Annotated in this window: 21 protein-coding genes and 1 tRNA gene; 7 read left to right on the top strand and 15 right to left on the bottom strand. The window is 30.2% G+C overall.

Translation table 11 applies throughout. From position 1 onward, the window contains the following. Nucleotides 1–38: 38 nt before the first annotated feature. From DW1_RS05120 to DW1_RS05095, 6 genes are all read right to left on the bottom strand, one after another. Nucleotides 39–114 (bottom strand) — tRNA-Phe (locus tag DW1_RS05120). A 90-nt stretch (nt 115–204) separates the two neighbouring features. Further along, nucleotides 205–1,092, bottom strand: coding sequence for an Hsp33 family molecular chaperone HslO (gene hslO, locus DW1_RS05115; RefSeq protein ID WP_074349563.1), 888 nt, complete (start codon nt 1,090–1,092; stop codon nt 205–207). Between the two features lie 169 nt (nt 1,093–1,261). Beyond that, entirely contained in the window at nt 1,262–1,462 is a 201-nt protein-coding gene (locus tag DW1_RS05110; protein WP_074349562.1) for a cold-shock protein, read from the bottom strand. A 156-nt stretch (nt 1,463–1,618) separates the two neighbouring features. Next, complete coding sequence (locus tag DW1_RS05105; RefSeq protein WP_074349561.1) at nt 1,619–2,356, bottom strand: class I SAM-dependent DNA methyltransferase; 738 nt, start codon at nt 2,354–2,356, stop codon at nt 1,619–1,621. A 94-nt stretch (nt 2,357–2,450) separates the two neighbouring features. Continuing rightward, entirely contained in the window at nt 2,451–2,639 is a 189-nt protein-coding gene (locus tag DW1_RS05100) for a small, acid-soluble spore protein, alpha/beta type (protein ID WP_074349560.1), read from the bottom strand. A gap of 273 nt (nt 2,640–2,912) precedes the next feature. Next, nucleotides 2,913–3,887 carry a type II CAAX endopeptidase family protein gene (locus tag DW1_RS05095; RefSeq protein WP_074349559.1) on the bottom strand — a complete coding sequence of 325 codons (975 nt, stop codon included), beginning with the start codon at nt 3,885–3,887 and terminating at the stop codon, nt 2,913–2,915. A 188-nt stretch (nt 3,888–4,075) separates the two neighbouring features. Between DW1_RS05095 and dapA the strand changes: the two genes are divergently transcribed. Both dapA and dapB read left to right on the top strand, forming a co-directional pair. Beyond that, nucleotides 4,076–4,948 carry a 4-hydroxy-tetrahydrodipicolinate synthase gene (dapA, locus tag DW1_RS05090; protein ID WP_347499704.1) on the top strand — a complete coding sequence of 291 codons (873 nt, stop codon included), beginning with the start codon at nt 4,076–4,078 and terminating at the stop codon, nt 4,946–4,948. 9 nt (nt 4,949–4,957) lie between these two features. Continuing rightward, nucleotides 4,958–5,716, top strand: coding sequence for a 4-hydroxy-tetrahydrodipicolinate reductase (gene dapB / locus DW1_RS05085; protein WP_074349557.1), 759 nt, complete (start codon nt 4,958–4,960; stop codon nt 5,714–5,716). 44 nt (nt 5,717–5,760) lie between these two features. Here dapB and hpt read toward each other — a convergent pair whose 3' ends face one another. After that, nucleotides 5,761–6,285 carry a hypoxanthine phosphoribosyltransferase gene (hpt, locus tag DW1_RS05080; RefSeq protein WP_200800471.1) on the bottom strand — a complete coding sequence of 175 codons (525 nt, stop codon included), beginning with the start codon at nt 6,283–6,285 and terminating at the stop codon, nt 5,761–5,763. A 337-nt stretch (nt 6,286–6,622) separates the two neighbouring features. Between hpt and DW1_RS05075 the strand changes: the two genes are divergently transcribed. After that, a complete protein-coding gene (locus tag DW1_RS05075) occupies nt 6,623–6,811 on the top strand; it encodes a hypothetical protein (protein WP_074349555.1) in 189 nt (62 codons plus the stop codon). Here DW1_RS05075 and DW1_RS05070 read toward each other — a convergent pair. From DW1_RS05070 to DW1_RS05060, 4 genes are all read right to left on the bottom strand, one after another. Further along, nucleotides 6,808–8,700, bottom strand: coding sequence for an Eco57I restriction-modification methylase domain-containing protein (locus DW1_RS05070; protein WP_074349554.1), 1,893 nt, complete (start codon nt 8,698–8,700; stop codon nt 6,808–6,810). The two genes, DW1_RS05075 and DW1_RS05070, sit on opposite strands and share 4 nt — an antisense overlap. 13 nt (nt 8,701–8,713) lie before the next feature. Further along, entirely contained in the window at nt 8,714–8,845 is a 132-nt protein-coding gene (locus DW1_RS15895) for a hypothetical protein (RefSeq protein WP_278335723.1), read from the bottom strand. Nucleotides 8,846–8,885: 40 nt separating this feature from the next. After that, nucleotides 8,886–9,560, bottom strand: coding sequence for a single-stranded DNA-binding protein (locus tag DW1_RS05065; RefSeq protein WP_074349553.1), 675 nt, complete (start codon nt 9,558–9,560; stop codon nt 8,886–8,888). A gap of 244 nt (nt 9,561–9,804) precedes the next feature. Continuing rightward, nucleotides 9,805–11,238 carry a Mur ligase family protein gene (locus DW1_RS05060; protein WP_242942439.1) on the bottom strand — a complete coding sequence of 478 codons (1,434 nt, stop codon included), beginning with the start codon at nt 11,236–11,238 and terminating at the stop codon, nt 9,805–9,807. Between the two features lie 173 nt (nt 11,239–11,411). Here DW1_RS05060 and DW1_RS15265 point away from each other — a divergent pair, with 173 nt between their 5' ends. Further along, nucleotides 11,412–11,576, top strand: coding sequence for a small, acid-soluble spore protein, alpha/beta type (locus DW1_RS15265; RefSeq protein WP_143474360.1), 165 nt, complete (start codon nt 11,412–11,414; stop codon nt 11,574–11,576). Between the two features lie 87 nt (nt 11,577–11,663). On the opposite strand, the gene DW1_RS05055 is transcribed toward DW1_RS15265, so the two are convergent. Beyond that, nucleotides 11,664–12,431: a polysaccharide deacetylase family protein gene (locus tag DW1_RS05055; RefSeq protein ID WP_074349552.1), complete on the bottom strand. Its 768-nt coding sequence runs from the start codon at nt 12,429–12,431 to the stop codon at nt 11,664–11,666. Between the two features lie 94 nt (nt 12,432–12,525). Beyond that, nucleotides 12,526–13,014, bottom strand: coding sequence for a pyridoxamine 5'-phosphate oxidase family protein (locus DW1_RS05050; RefSeq protein WP_074349551.1), 489 nt, complete (start codon nt 13,012–13,014; stop codon nt 12,526–12,528). 182 nt (nt 13,015–13,196) lie between these two features. Here DW1_RS05050 and DW1_RS05045 point away from each other — a divergent pair, with 182 nt between their 5' ends. Then, the gene (locus DW1_RS05045; protein ID WP_074349550.1) at nt 13,197–14,144 is read left to right on the top strand and encodes a Na/Pi cotransporter family protein; all 948 of its coding nucleotides are present in this window, start codon (nt 13,197–13,199) and stop codon (nt 14,142–14,144) included. A gap of 70 nt (nt 14,145–14,214) precedes the next feature. Here DW1_RS05045 and DW1_RS05040 read toward each other — a convergent pair whose 3' ends face one another. Beyond that, nucleotides 14,215–15,339 (bottom strand): polysaccharide deacetylase family protein, encoded by a 1,125-nt coding sequence (locus tag DW1_RS05040; RefSeq protein ID WP_074349549.1) that lies wholly within the window; start codon nt 15,337–15,339, stop codon nt 14,215–14,217. Nucleotides 15,340–15,610: 271 nt separating this feature from the next. On the opposite strand from DW1_RS05040, the gene DW1_RS05035 reads away from it, so the two are divergent. Together DW1_RS05035 and DW1_RS05030 are read left to right on the top strand one after the other, a co-directional pair. Next, nucleotides 15,611–15,817 (top strand): alpha/beta-type small acid-soluble spore protein, encoded by a 207-nt coding sequence (locus tag DW1_RS05035; RefSeq protein WP_074349548.1) that lies wholly within the window; start codon nt 15,611–15,613, stop codon nt 15,815–15,817. A 147-nt stretch (nt 15,818–15,964) separates the two neighbouring features. Continuing rightward, nucleotides 15,965–16,495: a DUF4364 family protein gene (locus DW1_RS05030; RefSeq protein ID WP_074349547.1), complete on the top strand. Its 531-nt coding sequence runs from the start codon at nt 15,965–15,967 to the stop codon at nt 16,493–16,495. A 36-nt stretch (nt 16,496–16,531) separates the two neighbouring features. Here the strand turns inward: DW1_RS05030 and DW1_RS05025 are convergent, their stop codons facing one another. Continuing rightward, nucleotides 16,532–17,458, bottom strand: coding sequence for a YncE family protein (locus DW1_RS05025; RefSeq protein ID WP_074349546.1), 927 nt, complete (start codon nt 17,456–17,458; stop codon nt 16,532–16,534). Between the last annotated feature and the right edge of the window lie 75 nt (nt 17,459–17,533).

Here is a 17,533-nt window from a genome sequence, read left to right as displayed (position 1 = left end):
TGCATATAGATTACTTTGCACCAAGCTATTTATGAAGCTGGTGCCCAGAGGCGGAATCGAACCACCGACACGGGGATTTTCAGTCCCCTGCTCTACCTACTGAGCTATCTGGGCGTAATTCCTCCCTAGCGACAGATTTTAGTATATAATATTTTGACAGTATTGTCAATAGGTTTTCTTCAAAAAAAATATTCCAGCTTCTCTCTATTGTGCACGTGCTTCTTTTAACAAGCAATTTAACTCATCTTTATCAAAATGATATTTTTTATTACAAAAATGGCAAACTAACTCTGCCTCCCCATCCTCTTCAATTAGTTTCTCTAATTCATCTTTTCCTATAGCAATTAAAGCTTTTTGTATCCTTTCAGTGGAACAATCACAAGATAATTCGACTGGGGATTTATCCTTTATATCCATTTCAAAGCCACTACATACATGCAACAAAATTTCCTCAGGTGTAAGTCCCTTATCGATTAGGGATGATACTGGCTCAGCATTTGCTATATTGCTCTCAAGTTTATCTAGTGCTTCTTCAGTTGCATCTGGCAATACCTGAATTATATAACCGCCTGCTGCTTTAATTGATGTATCTCTGTTCACCAGTACACCTAAAGCCACTGCTGATGGCTGTTGTTCAGAGTAAGCAAAGTAGTTAACTAAGTCTTCGGCTATTTCACCTGACACTATATCAGACTGACCTATATAAGGTTCCTTCAATCCAAAGTCTCTAATTACAGTAATCTTTCCACTTTGTCCAACTGCACCACCTACGTCTAACTTTCCATTATCTTTTAATGGTAATTCAACAGTGGGATCTCCAACATAGCCCTTTACTTCTCCTTTACTATTAGCTACAGCTAATATTGTGCCTATTGGCCCTCCCCCTTTTAACTGAATAGATACTGTTTCTTTTTGGTTCTTTAACATAGTTCCTAGAATGGCTGCTGCTGTCAACGTACGACCTATAGCTGCTGAAGCAGTAGGGGTAGTATTATGTATGTTTCTAGCATCATTGACTAAGGTAGTCGTATTAGCAACAAAAACTCTTATATTGCCTTCTCTGTCCATAGCCCTTATAATATAATCCTGCATAAAAATCCTCCTGTAGTATATTAGAAGTTGTAGTATTATAACTTATGTGTTTTATCTACCTATATATTTTACCTAAAATATTAAAAATAATCAAAAAATATAAAAGCCCCGTAAAGGGGCTGTGCTACCGTCAAAAAACTATATATAAAAAGTTTAGAATAATAGTCGATTATAGTTTTGTAACATTTGTAGCTTGAGGTCCTTTTTCACCTTGAACTATTTCAAATTCAACGTTTTGTCCCTCATCTAGAGTCTTGAATCCATCTCCTGTTATAGCTGAGTAGTGAACGAATACATCTTCTCCAGCTTCAGTTGATATGAATCCATATCCTTTTGTTGCATTGAACCATTTTACTGTACCTTTAACCATTTAAAACATTCCTCCATATACTGAAAAATTTGCAGATGAACCTCTTTTATGTACATCCACTTACAATTGCTAGTTTATCATATGGTTAGCTCTTTGTCAATTAATATTCCCAGATAAATCCCTATTTATTCAACACTTAAGCATAAGAGGAACATACTATTTTATAGCAAAATAAGTTAATCTTTCAGTATCGTCCTTAACCAGTTCTCTAGAATATCCATTATATACATTTATAACACTAAAACCGGATTTTCTAAGAGCATTCTCAATGTCTGATGAAGCATATGCTTTTTCAACATGTACTTCATCAAACCTTTTATATAAACCCTGTTCTTTAACAAAAAAAGTTATATAAAACTCACAGATATCATGTACATCGTCATACTCATTTTCCCAAACATAAAACACATCCTCTTTGTCTTCAACAAATGTATTGTTTCCTATTACTTTTTTTAATTTATAATGTGAATTTACGTCAAAGATGAACACTCCACCTGCTCTTAAATGCAAATACACATTATCAAAGGTTTTCACAAGCTCTGAATAATTCGTTATGTAATTTATACTATCACAAACAGATATTACCATGTCAAATTCTTTGTTAATATTAAATCTTACCATGTCCTGCTTTATCAGTCGAATATTCCTGTATGTGTCTAGCTTATCATATGCATGGATAACATATCCTTCAGATAAATCAAATGCAGTTATATTGTAGTCCTCTTCACATAAAAGCCTAGTAAAGTTTCCTGTGCCGCATGCCATTTCTAATACATCTCGTGGTTTTTTATTATATTCGTCCAAAGTGTATTTTACAAACTTCATCCAGCTACAATAATCTATATCTTCCATCAATTCATCATAAATACGCGCAAACTCTATATATGCATTCATAATTTTGTCCCCTTTTATAATTCTAACATGTTATTTAATGTCTATTTAATTTTAGTATAATTTAATAAAGCATTCAACTGCTCAATTTTTATAATTATTTTTCTTTACCTTTAGCTTTATTTCTAGTTCTTACAGTCATGATACCCCCAATTCGCCCTGTTTCTTTTGCAGTAAGTCCTCCCCACCCCACTTCTTTAATCTTATCCATTAGCCCTAGTTCTTGTGCTATTTCATACTTCAATTTATCTTGTGGTGTTTCAATTTTTAACTTTTTATTTTTCATAACAACATTCCTCCTTTTAGCTATTATTTGAAAAAAAGAGAAATTTTATTCTTATCAATCTGTAATACAAATGTTACGCAATTTAAATAACTATTAAGTTTGCTTAAAAGTTAACATTTCCACTTGATTAATTTGATAGTTATATGTTAAACTATGGCTTGTGAAAGATACTACTTTCCCACTCCCCCTTTAATATATATTTTGTATATATTAATTTACATTAATAAGGACCTACTTTCCCCAGGTAGGTCCTTTAATCTTTCCCTATCTAATTTATATTTTAAAAAACATATATGTTCCATAAATAAACATTAATATTACAATAAATACTGGGGCATAAGATAGTATACCTTCTTTTGTACTAACTTCTAATTCTTCATGAATAACGGTTCCTGTATCTAATTGAGTAATAGGCTCTATATTCTCAGCAGTATTATTTTTGGTTTTTGGCAATAGCTTTAGTAGAAAGAGTACTATCACTCCGCAAATCGCTGCTATAATTCCTACACCAATAGCTCCCAGCAGCATAGCCGCTGTATCTGATATTACTCCAGAAGAAGCTATCTCTGAAGCTAACTCTGGATTTACTTCAATTTTAGATACCCACATTCCTAATATTAGAGCAAAAGCATTATTAGCTGCATGGGCAATCATAGAAGCAAAAATACTATCTGTTTTATACACAATATATCCAAATACTATGCCTAAATAAATCGGTCCTAATAAATTTTGAATATTAAAGTGAAATAATCCGAATAATATTGCTGAATATATTATACTTAATTTCATACCTAGCTTTTCATATGCTTTCATCATGAATCCTCTAAACATTATTTCCTCACATATTCCAGCAGATAAAGCTACTACTATAAGCCCTATTATCATTTCTTGACCATTTTCCGGTATTGGAACAGGATTTGGTCTTACCTTCCCAAAATAGTTTAGAACTATTAGCATTAAGTAGTTAAAAAACACTCCAATTGGATAAGAAAAAATGACTATCAGTGGAATCAGCAGCACTTGCTTAAGTGAAATCTTATTTAGTCTAAGTACATGTTTGAGACTAAATCCTCTCATTTTCATGTAGAATATAGTCGGTGCAAGTATAATTACATACTCAGTAATTACTAGACCAGAATATGTTCCTTTACTTTGTACATATGCACCAAGAGTTAATAGAATAATACCAATAAACAAATAAAAAGAATTAGCCTCAATTATTGAAGGCCTTGAATTATTTCTTACCATTAATTGACCCCCTGAATATGAATTTTGCTTACACTCTATTCTATCATTGAATATTGGATAAATTCAATTACTATTGTATATTCTGTACCCTTTTTAAATATAAGATAATATACTATATTTAAGAGGTAGAAAAATAAACTTCTTGTTAGTAATCTATAGTTATCATAGGAAAGGAGGAACCAGTAATTTTGTTTAAAGGTTCGGGAGTTGCAATCATTACACCTTTTAGAAATAATCAAGTGGATTTTGATAAACTAGGAGAGCTGCTAGAGTGGCATATTAAAGAGCATACTGATGCAATAATCATTTGTGGTACAACAGGTGAAGCTGCTACTATGACAGATAATGAAAAAATTGAAACTATCAGATATACGGTAAACATAGTAAATAAAAGAATTCCTGTTATTGCAGGAACTGGAAGCAACAATACTCAACATACAGTTGAAATGAGTAAAAAAGCAGAAAGTCTTGGAGTAGATGGATTACTCATAGTAAACCCATATTATAACAAATCTACTCAAAAGGGTCTTATAGTTCACTACAATGCTATTGCAGATAGTGTAAATATCCCTATAATAGTCTATAATGTTCCTGGAAGAACTGGCTTTAACATACTGCCAAGTACATTAGCTGAACTTTCCAAGCATCCTAACATAAGAGGAGTTAAAGAAGCTAGTGGCAATATAAGTCAGGTAGCTGAAATAGCTCGCTTGTGTCCAGAAGACTTTGCTATTTATTCTGGCAATGATGATATGGTAGTCCCTCTACTATCTTTAGGAGGAGTAGGTGTCATATCTGTAATAGCTAATATACTTCCAAAAGATACCCATGATATGGTAGCAAGCTATTTGAAAAAGGATATTGAAAGGGCAAAACATCTTCAGCTTAAAATGAAACCATTAATAGATGCTCTATTCATAGAGACAAATCCAATTCCAATAAAAAAAGCTATGAATCTACTAGGCATGAATGTAGGTGATTTGAGACTCCCATTAGTTGAGATGTCAGAAGAAGCAACTAAAGTTCTTATTAAAGAACTTAAAAATTATAATATGCTATAGGAGGTCCTCATGCTTAAGGTAATAATAAATGGATGTAATGGAAAGATGGGGCAAGTATTAGCCAATCAAATTGCTCAAGATAAAGAGCTTGAGATAGCAGCTGGAATAGATAGAAATCTGCAAGGAATTACGGCAAATTTCCCAATATTTAAGAATATTTTTGACTTTAAGGAAAAAGCAGATGTTATAATAGATTTTTCTAGACCTGAAGCCTTGGATAGTTTATTAGATTATGCTATTAAAACTAATACTCCATTAGTTATTGCGACAACAGGACTTTCCACCCAAGATATGAACAATATAAGAAATGCATCTATAAATGTTCCTATTTTTCAATCTGCCAATATGTCAATAGGAATAAATGTACTATCTAAACTGGTTCAAGAAGCAGCAAAGATAGTGGGCAATTCATATGATATTGAAATAGTAGAAAAGCATCATAATCTAAAAGTAGATGCTCCAAGTGGTACTGCTTTTTTAATTGCAGATAAAATAAATGATAGCTTAAAAACGCCTAAGAAGTATATTTTTGGAAGACATACTAAAACCGATAAAAGAAATGAAAATGAAATTGGGATCCACTCTATACGAGGCGGGACTATAGTTGGTGAACATACAGTAATATTTGCTGGTAATGACGAGGCAATTGAAATATCACATATTGCTTCATCTAAGAACATATTTGCCCTAGGAGCTATTAGAGCCGCTAAATTTATATCTAAAAAAGAACCTGGATATTATAACATGGACGATTTAATTAAGAATTAAGAAAACTTTTAAAGAGCTGATTTTGAAAATCAGCTCTTTAAAGATTAGTCTATAAATGAAAAAATATAAGGAACATTTCTATAATAATCTCCATAATTCAAACCATAGCCAACTATGAAATAGTCTGGAATTGTAAATCCTACATAGTCAGGTGTGATTTCAGTTCTTCTTCTTTCAGGCTTATCAAGCATAACACAAGATTTAATACTGCTTGGATTTTTCTTCTTCAAGTGCTCAATTATTTTTTCCATAGTTAAGCCAGAATCCATGATATCATCAACAACTAATACATCTCTACCCGCTATATCATCCTTAATATCATTAATTATATTAACTTGTCCAGATGATTCTTCACCATATCCATAGCTTGCAGTAGTCATAAACTCCATTTGTACAGGTACTTCTATCTCTCTCACTAAATCTGCTGCAAATATAAAGCTACCCCTTAAAAGAGATACTACTACTAATTTTTTTCCTTCGTAATCTTTGTTTATTTGTTGGCCTAGCTCCCTAACTCTTTCTTTAATTTCATCAGTAGAAAATAAAATTTTTCGTTGCTTATTAGTAATCATAAGATTTCAACCCCTTTAGGAATAAATTAAAAATATTATAAAGACAATCCACTCTATTTAAACCTCATTCTAAACCAAACACCTTGCTTTGTCAATAATTTGATTAAGAGTACATTAAAAAAAACAAAATCAATTTTAATTTTTTGAATATATATTAAATATAATATTGTAAGAAGGATTTTCAAAAAACATATAGAATATATATTGATATATATTAAGCGTAAATGTTTTTACTTTACTTTACTTCTATTTTTCTATATACATGATTTATACGAATTATTTTGAACACATTTTTAATATACTAAAATAAAAAATTAAGTCGAGGTTGACTAAAATGACAGATACTAAAAATACTAAAAATATTAAAGATATTGAAGGAAAATTATGTGAACTTTGTTCAACTTTTATAAATTTATTTGACAAACTCCAAGCAAAAGGCATCATTAGCCAAGAAGAGTACAACATTCATACTATGGTAAAAATAGACTTTCTAAATAAATTTTGTAAAAACTCTACTGACTAATCAACTTCTTTATTTATTGTTTCAATTTCTTTAAAATTTAATCCAAATATCTTATATATCATTTTATCTAAAAGATGATATAAACTCTCCCTTTCTTTTTCATGTCTAGATTGGGCTGTGCTATCTTTGGTATCACTATTATTTATTTTCTTATTTAGTATGATTATTTTATCTACTATGTTTCTTATTTTTTGCTGAGTGTTTTTATCAGGAATTACAATGGGACTATATTGAATATGAAATACTTTAAGCTGTGGAAACAACTTACCTTTTTCTCTAATTAAAGTACTATATAAAAAATTATAGAGCTTTGAATTTAAAAGCGCCAGCAAATATTTTATATCTAGGGTGTTTTTATAACTCTCTCTGATTACCAATGAATAAAGAGTATTTAGAATATAGTACTTCTCATTATCATATGAGCAAATAAACTTATCTGCTGTTTGCCTAATAATAAGCTTTTCTTTGTTAATCATATCTTCTCTCATGAATGTGGCATATTGCCCCTTGTTTCTATCAATAATAGATTTATCATTAATAAAGTATAGGCCTGCCCATTCATGATAGAATCTTTTAACATTCTTACCTTCTAATACCCGTTTTGTATTCTCCTTATTTCCGTCTTTTGTCAATAAATTCGCTCTAATGTTTCCAGTTGCAATTCCAGAAACTACTTCAGCTACATCATTGATTCTCAGATTACACCTCTGGTAGATTTTTTCCCTGAGTTCAAATGTTTCATATGAAGATTCTATATCAAAAACATTCAAAAGTGTATTTTCATAAAATCTCTGAGGAACTTCCTTATACTTATTTTTTTCAATATCTCTCTTTTTATCTTCACTATTAGAAATATTCTTACATTTAATTAAGTTATCGGATTTAATAATACTATTATATAGAGAGATGATAATCATATTCATTCCAACATCTTGAAAAATACCCTCACCTAAATTAGTTATACTTATAATTGATGAGTTATCTAATATAAATCTTCTTATGGGAGCAAAATTATTATTATATAGCAAATTTCCTGGCACAACAAAGTTAAGGCTTCCATCTTTATTAAGTAGTGATATTGACTTTTCAATAAATAGACTATAAATGTCAAACCTACCTATCGCTGTAGCAAAATTTCTTTTAAGAAACTCTTTGTCAAAGTACTTATTAAGTCCTCTGTTCTCTAAATATGGAGGGTTTCCTATTATTAAATCGTAGCCTTCACCATTGATTGAAGAACTTACTAAAAAATCATCATCAAATAAATTAAATTCCAATTTCATAGCTTTGCCTGTTTTTATAAGCACTTTTATTAGCAGTAAGTATTTGCATATTTCTATTGCATTGGGATCTATATCAACTCCATATAAGTTGTCTCGGATAATATTTTTGCATATATCTATACTGCAATATTTCGTCCTCTTTAAATATAGCTCATATAGTGCATCAAATAGATACAACAAAAATACACCACAACCACAAGCAGGCTCTAGTATCCTTATATCTTTAAGCCTATTTCGTTTTTTCAGCACTTCATTAACTGACTTATCTACCATATGTTTTACTATCCATTCTGGTGTATAGTAAATCCCATACTTTTCTCTTCTATCTATCTTTCTTGAAACTATGTATTCATAGACCTTAGCTAAAATCATATAATTCCGCCAAAACTGCTTTAAATCACTACATTCCAGCTGAGAATAAGCTCTATAGTTTTTCACCTTTAATAGCTTATCTAACCCTAACTCTGTAATCTGCTCTTCTTGAATACCATGATACTTTAGAATGAGGAAAGTAACAGAGTGTATTATTTCCTCATCTATTTCTCTATAACCTTCTGTAGAATATGATTCATATATATTTTCAATTTTAGCTATTAAAGGTTTCATATTTTCACCTGCTTTAATTATTGATTCTTTTCTGTAGTAATATTTTTTTTATGTCTTTTAATTCTACAAGTATCCTATTTAATGAATATTGCATACTAACTAGAATAATTAACAATATAAAAAGCACTACAACCTTATAATCCATCTAACCACCTCAATAAGATTATATCAAAAAACAAGACCTTTTAAAGGTCTTGTTTTTTTCCATCTCTATTATTATCTTCTTTTACAAATTCAAGCTTTGATATTGATACCTCAAATGCCACTTTGTTCAAGACTTCTCCTTCACTTGTTCTCTTTTGATATTCACGACTTTGAATTCTTCCCCATAGTCTTATGTGATCACCGATTTGAAGCTTTTCGCAGAATCTAGCATTTCTTCCCCAGGCGATACAAGGTATGTAGTCAGATTTGTTATAAGGCCTGTTCACTGCTATTAATAAGTCTGTTATCTCTCTTCCAAATGGAGTTGTCCTGTAAACAGGTGTTTTACATATGTAGCCATCAAGATAGATTTCATTTGGTCTTTTTAGTAATTCATTAAGCTCTTCCTCAGTTTCAGGAACACTTGCATCTCTTGCAAATACTGTTAGAACTAATTTGTTGCTCCCATCTACATATCTGTTATATGACCTTAGCTGCCCCTCTACTACTAGATTTTCCCCTGGCTTAATTTCCATATTAACTAAAAGCCTTTCAGAGATTGTAATTGGTAACACATCAGAATAGTCACTTAATCTAGGAACTTCTAAATCAAAAGTATAAAAACCCTCTCCATACATTTCGTGACTAAACTCCTTTTCATTGAGTATCTTGCCTACTACGGTTATTGAATTAGTATCAATCACCTTGTCTGCCATAAAACCCCACTCCCCTTCCTATTCTTATGTTTTTTTAATCTAAAATATGTTTATTCTGTTTTTCTCAATAATATGATTTTTTTTATCTCATTAGTAAAATAAAAAAACGTTATCCCTTAGTCTTAATTAGACACAAAAAGAAAAAATCCTTCTAAATAACACATTTTTTTATTCCACTTCGCCACACAAATTTATCTACTCATTTCCCTCACATAAAAAACTTATTCTTAAAAGAATAAGTTTTTTAGATACCCAGTATATTTTTTATTATCTCTTTACCTTGATCCATACCTTGAGCTCCAAGCAATAATATTAAGTCGTTTTTCTCTGCTATTTTTAATGCTTCTATAAGTGCATCTTTTAAATTATCATTTATTGTATATTCCACCCCTATATTATCTAATATACTCCTATAAGCTAAAACCTCTGATTTTTTTACCTTATCCGCTACACCTGTTGTGTCTTTACTAAGCGTCAAGATTAGTCTCATATTATTCATAGTGTTACACCATGACCCTAAAACCTTAGCATTCTTTCTATTTATTTGTACTCCACGATTACCTCTTATAGAATTGACTATAATTAACCTATTAAAATTCAGTGATTGGATAGTTTCGAAAATGACCTCATATCCTTGGGGATTATGACAGAAATCATCAATTATTAAATAGTCTTTATTGTATATTAAACTAAGCCTTCTATCTACTCCAGTAAAATTGCTTAATAATTTTGCTATCACATGAGGCTCTATACCGATACATAGTGCTCCACAAATAGCTGCTAAGGAATTATATACATTGTGCCTACCAAGTAATTTCATAGATATTGGAATTTCCATAGGCTCTACTTCTAAACTGTTTAGAGAAGTCAATCCTCTCTGAATACATAGATTAAAGCTTATGGTGTCTTGGAACATTAAGCTTGATGCTGTAATACTAGATTTAGGATTTAAACCATATGAAACTACTAAGGTGTTTGTATTACCTTCTATAAGCTTTAAACCATCTTTATCATCTATATTAATTATGGAAATTCCATTTTTCTTTAAGGAATCAAAAAGTATTTTTTTTGATTTTATATAGTCTGTCTTGGTTTTATGAAAGTTCACATGATCATATCCAATATTAGTATGTATAGCCATATCAAAATCTAATCCATATACTCTTTCTAGTTTAAGCCCATGTGACGACACTTCTATAATGGCTACTTGAACATCTTCTTTTACCATTTCTTTTAGTTGGTAAAATAAAACCTCTGGCTCTGGGGTTGTTAAGTTTGTAGGTATATGCCTTTCTCCAATTTTTATACCTAGAGTGCCTATAACTCCTGTTTTAATGCCTGTACTTTTGAGTATATGATCCAAAATATAAGATGTAGTAGTTTTGCCATTTGTGCCAGTTATACCAACCAATATTAGCTTTTTGGATGGATAATCATAGTACATATCTAAAAGCTCAGCTAATTTCTTTCTTGAATTTTGTACTTTAATTACAGGTATAAGATCACTTTTGATATCATCTTCAGTATAAATAATACTTGCTCCTCTTTTTATAACATCATTTATATATTGATTACCATCCTTTCTTATTCCCTTTATTGCAACAAATGCAAAACCCTTTTTTACTTTACTAGAATCACATGTAACACCTGTAATATCTACTCCATCTATTTTCATCATTTAAGCTCTCCTTCTAAAATCTAATGGAAGAAGTACGGGTGAAAAAATCCTATGGATATAGGTTTACCTTTACCGAATTTTTTATGTACTTCAAAAAATTCAGCACCATAATTCTATAAAATTCCAATAATATTTTTCTCAATAAATTCAAAGAATAATTAAGAGGTGATACAATGAAAAATAAAAATATTTCTCCTAATGCAAGGCAAGCTTTTCAAAGCTTTAAAGAAGAAATGGCAAAAGATATGGAGATTGATTTAAAAGACAGAGAAGATCATATTACAAAAATGATGGAAAACGAAAATACAGATAAGTATACTCATTTAGGGAGATCATAGTTTTCGCAGTCTCACAACACAAATTTACTTGTTCTCTATAGCTCATATAAATTTGAAAAAAGTAAAGTAAGGCTAAAAAGTCTTACTTTACTTTTTGATTTGCTTCCCAGTATTATCCATATAAAAGTTATCCTTATATATCAGTTCTGATATAGGGACTATTTCATAGCCCTCAGCCTGTAATTTTTCTAAAATAATTGGTAAAAATTCAGATACATATTTAGCATTATTATGAAAGAGAACTATTGAACCATTTTTTACATTCCTAGTGACCCTATCAACTACTGGCTGCACACCATATTCTTTCCAATCTAGTGAGTCTACGTCCCATTGTATTACATAATATCCATTATCTCTACAAACTCTTATTAACCTATCATTGTAGTCACCAAATGGTGGCCTGAACAATGTAGTTCTTTTACCAGTAATCTCTTTTATACTATCTTCTGTTGTTTTCAGTTCTTTAATTATTTGAATTTCATCTAGCTTTGACATATATGGATGATTAGTTGAATGATTCCCAATTTCATGGCCTCTTCTATCAATTTCCTTTACTACGTCAGGATGTTTTTTGACCCAAAAATCTACTAAAAAAAAGGTGGTCTTTACATTATACTTATCTAGAGTATCTAATATATCATATGTAAAATCCGTTCCCCATGCAGCATCAAAACTAATAGCAATCTTTTTATCAGGAGTATCAACACAGTATATTGGTAGTTCTTTAGTAGGTGCAAAAACACTCCTTATCCCGTCTTCTTTTATGACTTCAGTAAACATTATTGAAACTACTACAAGTAATAGTACAGCTGTTAATCTTATAGCAACCTTTTTATTGAATATATAGACTTTCATCGATTTCCTCCTCAAAAATATTTTTAATATAATTTATTCTAATGTTTTAGTATTATTACCATATATAAGAAAAAAAGCTGCAGTATCCTACAGCTTAATGAATAGATAATTCTCTATCCTGTATTTCAATAACATGATCATTTTTATAAACTTGTTTAGTTCTGTCACCATTTAATGCATCCAAATACACTATCTCATCTGGCACTATTTTAATTATATTTATCCAATCCTTTTCTATTGCTAGCATCTTCTCATAAGGTGCATATTTTTTTGCCTCATCTATAAGATAAGTATGCTTCAAACTTGTGTAAGCCTTACCAAATACCTGTACTCCTTTTATTTTCTTATAATCTACATATTCTGTATTTACTAACAAGCATACATTAGGATTTTCTTGAATATTATTAAATTTTTCTCCTCCAGATGAAATTACATATAGTTCCATATCCTTACCTGTAAAATATTGTACTGGACTGCATCTTGGAATATTGTTACCACATGTAGCCAGTGAACCTAAGCTATTTTCGTTTAAAAAACTTTTTATTTCTTGCTTTAATTCTGAAACACTAAGTCTCTTATCCAATTCTTCACCTCTTTTATGTTTTTTAGTCACAATTATTATTTGCATTTAAAGAAAAATTAATCAGCACATATAAATTCATAATAGTTTATTGAATAGCTTGCTTCTTTTTGTGTTAACAAAAAAAAATAAGCATATATATTAAATATATGCTTATGATTATGATTTTGTAGGGGGAAGAAATCTTGCTAGAAAATATTTATTTTGTTTCATTATTAGGCATTATTGGTGGACTCACTTTATTTTTATCCGGCATAAGACAAATGTCAAAATCCTTTGAAGGAATAATATCTCACAAGATAAGAAATGGAATCGATAGGTTTACCTCCAGTAAATTAAGAGGAGTCTCAATAGGCATTATAGCAACTGTACTTCTTCATAGTAGTAGTGCTGCTACTATTATTATAATAAGCCTAGTACATGGAAATTTATTAAGCATTTATAATGCTATTCCAATAATCATGGGGACAAATATCGGAACTACATTTACTGCTCAATTATTAGCCTTTGAGATTAAAAACCTTTCAATATATCTTTTTTTAATAGGAATATTTTTAATGATAATTTTGAGAAGTAAAAAGCATCATATTATATGGAAAACCATACTAGGTCTTGCTTTAATCTTTGCTGGTATGGATGTAATCACTTATTCTATATCTAGAATCAAGTCAACTAAATTTTTTTTCAACTTAATAAAATATCTTAGCAAAAGTAAAGGCATGTCAATATTTGCTGGCTTTATACTGACTGCCATTATTCAAAGCAGTACCACAGGCATAACAATACTTCAAGTCATGACTTCTAGTAACATTATAAACATTAACACGGCTATTCCAATTATTTTAGGTCAAAATATCGGTACTTGTGTAGATACTCTTATTGGAAGCCTTGCGATAAATAGGTTCGGTAAACAAGCAGCTTTAATACATGTGCTATTTAATGTTTTTGGAGTTATTATTTTTTACTTTATAATTGATTATTTTTGCGCTTTTGTAGTATATTTATCTCCTGATAATCCAGCCAGACAAATAGCTAATGCTCATACTATTTTTAATGTAGTGACTACTATTATTTTGCTACCTTTTTCTTCAGTGTTATTATATATTTCGCAGAAAATAATTAAAGAAAAATAAAATGGAAATACAAGCTAATAGTATCCTGCAAAGGTTCGCTTAGTATTTCCACCTTATTTATTATATAAGGTTATTCCTCGTAAATATAAAGCTCTTTATCTCCTAGTTTCTCCTTGTCCACTTTTTCTTCAAACTTCTTTGGAACTGTTACTATGTCTGGGTTTCCATCACTTATGAATCTTCTTTCTGGATTTTTATCAAAGACTGTTAGCCAGTCATACATTCCTACTCCATCTACCTTTGTCTCGCTAGCCCTTATTCTATGTATTGCATAAGGATCAAAGGCTTTGTCTATAGGCGATACTGAAGGATCCCAACCAACATTTAGAATTGCAATATTCTCATAAGACTTTCCTTCAAATTCGCCTTTTTGAAGATATGGATATAGTGACTTGTCCTTTGGCCTTGCACCGTAACTAAGTGCGTAGGTATTTACCTTGTAGCCAGGAATTAGACTTTCTAAAAATGCTGCCTGTTTACCTATATACTCTTGAATTTTATTAGGATCAGAAATTTTCGACATATCATTATGCCCAACTGTATGATTACCAATATCGAAACCCTTTTCTATTAGGTAATTTAGCTTATATTCTAATAATTCTGGCTGCCTAAATGGATTCTCACCAAATACGAAAAAAGTAGCTTTTAGTGGGAAATCTGGATATTCTTTGTTGAACTCCTCTAAGATTCCTACTGCTGAATTAGGATCAACTATTTTTTGTCCATCTTTTTCGATTATATTAAAGTTGTTTTGATTTCCATCATCAAAGGTAAGCACTACTGGAGTGAGTCCAGCTTCAACATCAATGTTATTGTTGACAAAGTCTTCTAGACTGATTGGTCTGTACCCTTTTTCATATAGTGTCTTTAAGTCTTTTTTGAAATTTTCTGGTGTTCTAACCCATTCTGCCTCTTCTTCACCTATATTATGATACATAAGAACCATAATCTGACCTGCTTCATTTGGTTTAAGTGATAAATCTATCTTTTCCTTTGGGTCTACATTAATTTCTTCTTCCTTACTTTCCTCTTGTTGACTTTCTTTATTCTCCTCTCCTTCTACATTGTTTTGCTGAGTTTGGTCTTCTGTTGTTTGAATATCTTCTGCATTTGCATCTTTAATATTTTTTGAACATCCTGATACAAATAATAAAAGAATTAACGCAATTGAAATAAGTCTAATTATTTTTTTCATTTTTTTCCTCCTTTGTACTTTGATTATGTTTAAAAAATTAGATAGAACAACTATAATATAATTATATTTCAATTAAGTTGGTTAAGCTATACTATATTGATGACAATTCGATTACAATTCTGAAACCAAATGTGAAATCTTGTAAATGTTTTCTATATACTGTACTTTGTTAGTATTAATTGCTAGCATATAGAGTATCTATGCTGGTTATATTATTATTACAACATCAAAATGATGTTGTATTATAAAAAATCTATTTGGAGGGAAAAACATGGCTAGATCATCAAATAGAATAGTTGTTCCTGAAGCAAGAATGGCTTTAAACCAAATGAAAACTGAAATCGCTAGCGAACTAGGTTTATCCAACTATGAGCAAATAGATAAAGGTAACCTAAGCTCAAGACAAAATGGATACGTTGGCGGTTATATGACTAAAAGATTAGTAGAGCAAGCTCAAAGAAACTTAGCAGGTAAATAATAATTAAGTAAATATACAAAAAAGAGAAGTGGAGTAATACCGCTTCTCTTTTTTTTGTGATATAATTACTTTGTTATGATTTTTGTATTATCAAATGTATGAATACTCAAATATTATATATGCTTTTTAGAATTAGAGGGTGATTATGTGTTTATAGATAATAGCAAAGAATTAGCTCAAAATAAACTTCTCATTTTATATATATTAGATAATGCAGATATTCCTATGAATAATTCAGAAATTACTCAATTTTTATTAGAAAATAACTATATGAATTATTTCTTAGCTCAGCAATTTATTAGTGAACTTGTAAGCTCTAAATTTATTGAGTTCTCTATAAAGGATGGTCAAGAATACTATCATTTATCAAATGCAGGAAAGGATACTCTTAGCTTTTTTAATGATAGGATACCACAAACTCTAAAAGAAGAAGTCATTAAAAGATTTCAAAAGAAAAAAGAAGAAATGGTAAAGGAAAGCCAAATAATTGGGAACTACTATAAAAAAAGTGAGTCTGAATATATAGTGAATCTTAAGGTTATCGAAAAAGATATAAATCTATTTAGCATGTCCTTAAATGTTGTATCTAATAAACAAGCAAAAATGATTTGCAATAATTGGAAGAAAAATCCTCACGAAATTTATAAACAAATCTTTGACCTATTGATAGATGAATAGCCTACTATTGCAGGCTATTTTTTATCTTACTTAAAATTAAATTATAATTAGTCCATTAGGTTCAATACCTACATTTATGCTACAAACAACTCGACATTGAATATAATTAAATATGACAACTCTATTGTAAAGTGCATCAGAGATATATAACTCGTCATTTTTTCTTATTATATTGTTGGGCATTCCACCTATGTTATAAATTGACCTGATTTTATATTCTATTAGATCAATCTCATATAAGTTTCCATCTTCTACATTCGTTACAAACGCTGTTTCTTTGTTTTCTAAGATTACCATGTCAACTATCACTCCAGATACATAGATTTCTTCTATTGTTCTGTCCTTCTCTAAGGAGTATACTACTAACCTGCTATCTATCAAACCATTAGATGGAGGTGATAGTACAAACATTATATTATCTTCAACTAGAACATGAACTGGATTGTATTTTAAATTAATTTTTTTTTCAATATTTAGAGATAGATCAATCATATCCACACTATATCCATTGTTGTTTGATATATAGAGTCTGTTATTTTCTTTATCAACCTTTATGTCGTGTGGTCTTTCGCCTGCTGGTATATTTTCAATTAAATTAAAGCCCTTTTCTTCTATAACAGATATTGAGTTAGAATCACTGTTTGTAACGAAAATAAATCCATTATGAAAAACTAAATGACTAGGAAAGCTGCCCACAAATACAATATCCTCTACTTCCTTTGAATCAATATTAATTTTATATACACTATTATTATAGGAGTTTGCAGAGTAAATTATATTGTCTTCCTTGAAGCATATATGATGTGGCCCAACATATGGTCCAGTGGAGGTTGTTTTTTCTTTTATTTTCACTGACTCACTGAAATATATAGTATCTGATAAGCTATAGTTTTCAATATCAATAATAGATATTGAATCACTACCTGTATTTGCAACAATTAACTTGTTTCCCAGCAGCTCCAAATTTATCACCTCTCCAATTTCACTTATATATCAGTCTATGCCTTATCTCAATTTTTGTGATGGAGAAGGAATAAA

This window comes from Proteiniborus sp. DW1, assembly GCF_900095305.1.
Classification (GTDB): domain Bacteria; phylum Bacillota; class Clostridia; order Tissierellales; family Proteiniboraceae; genus Proteiniborus.
This window is presented reverse-complemented; position numbering and strand designations above follow the sequence as displayed.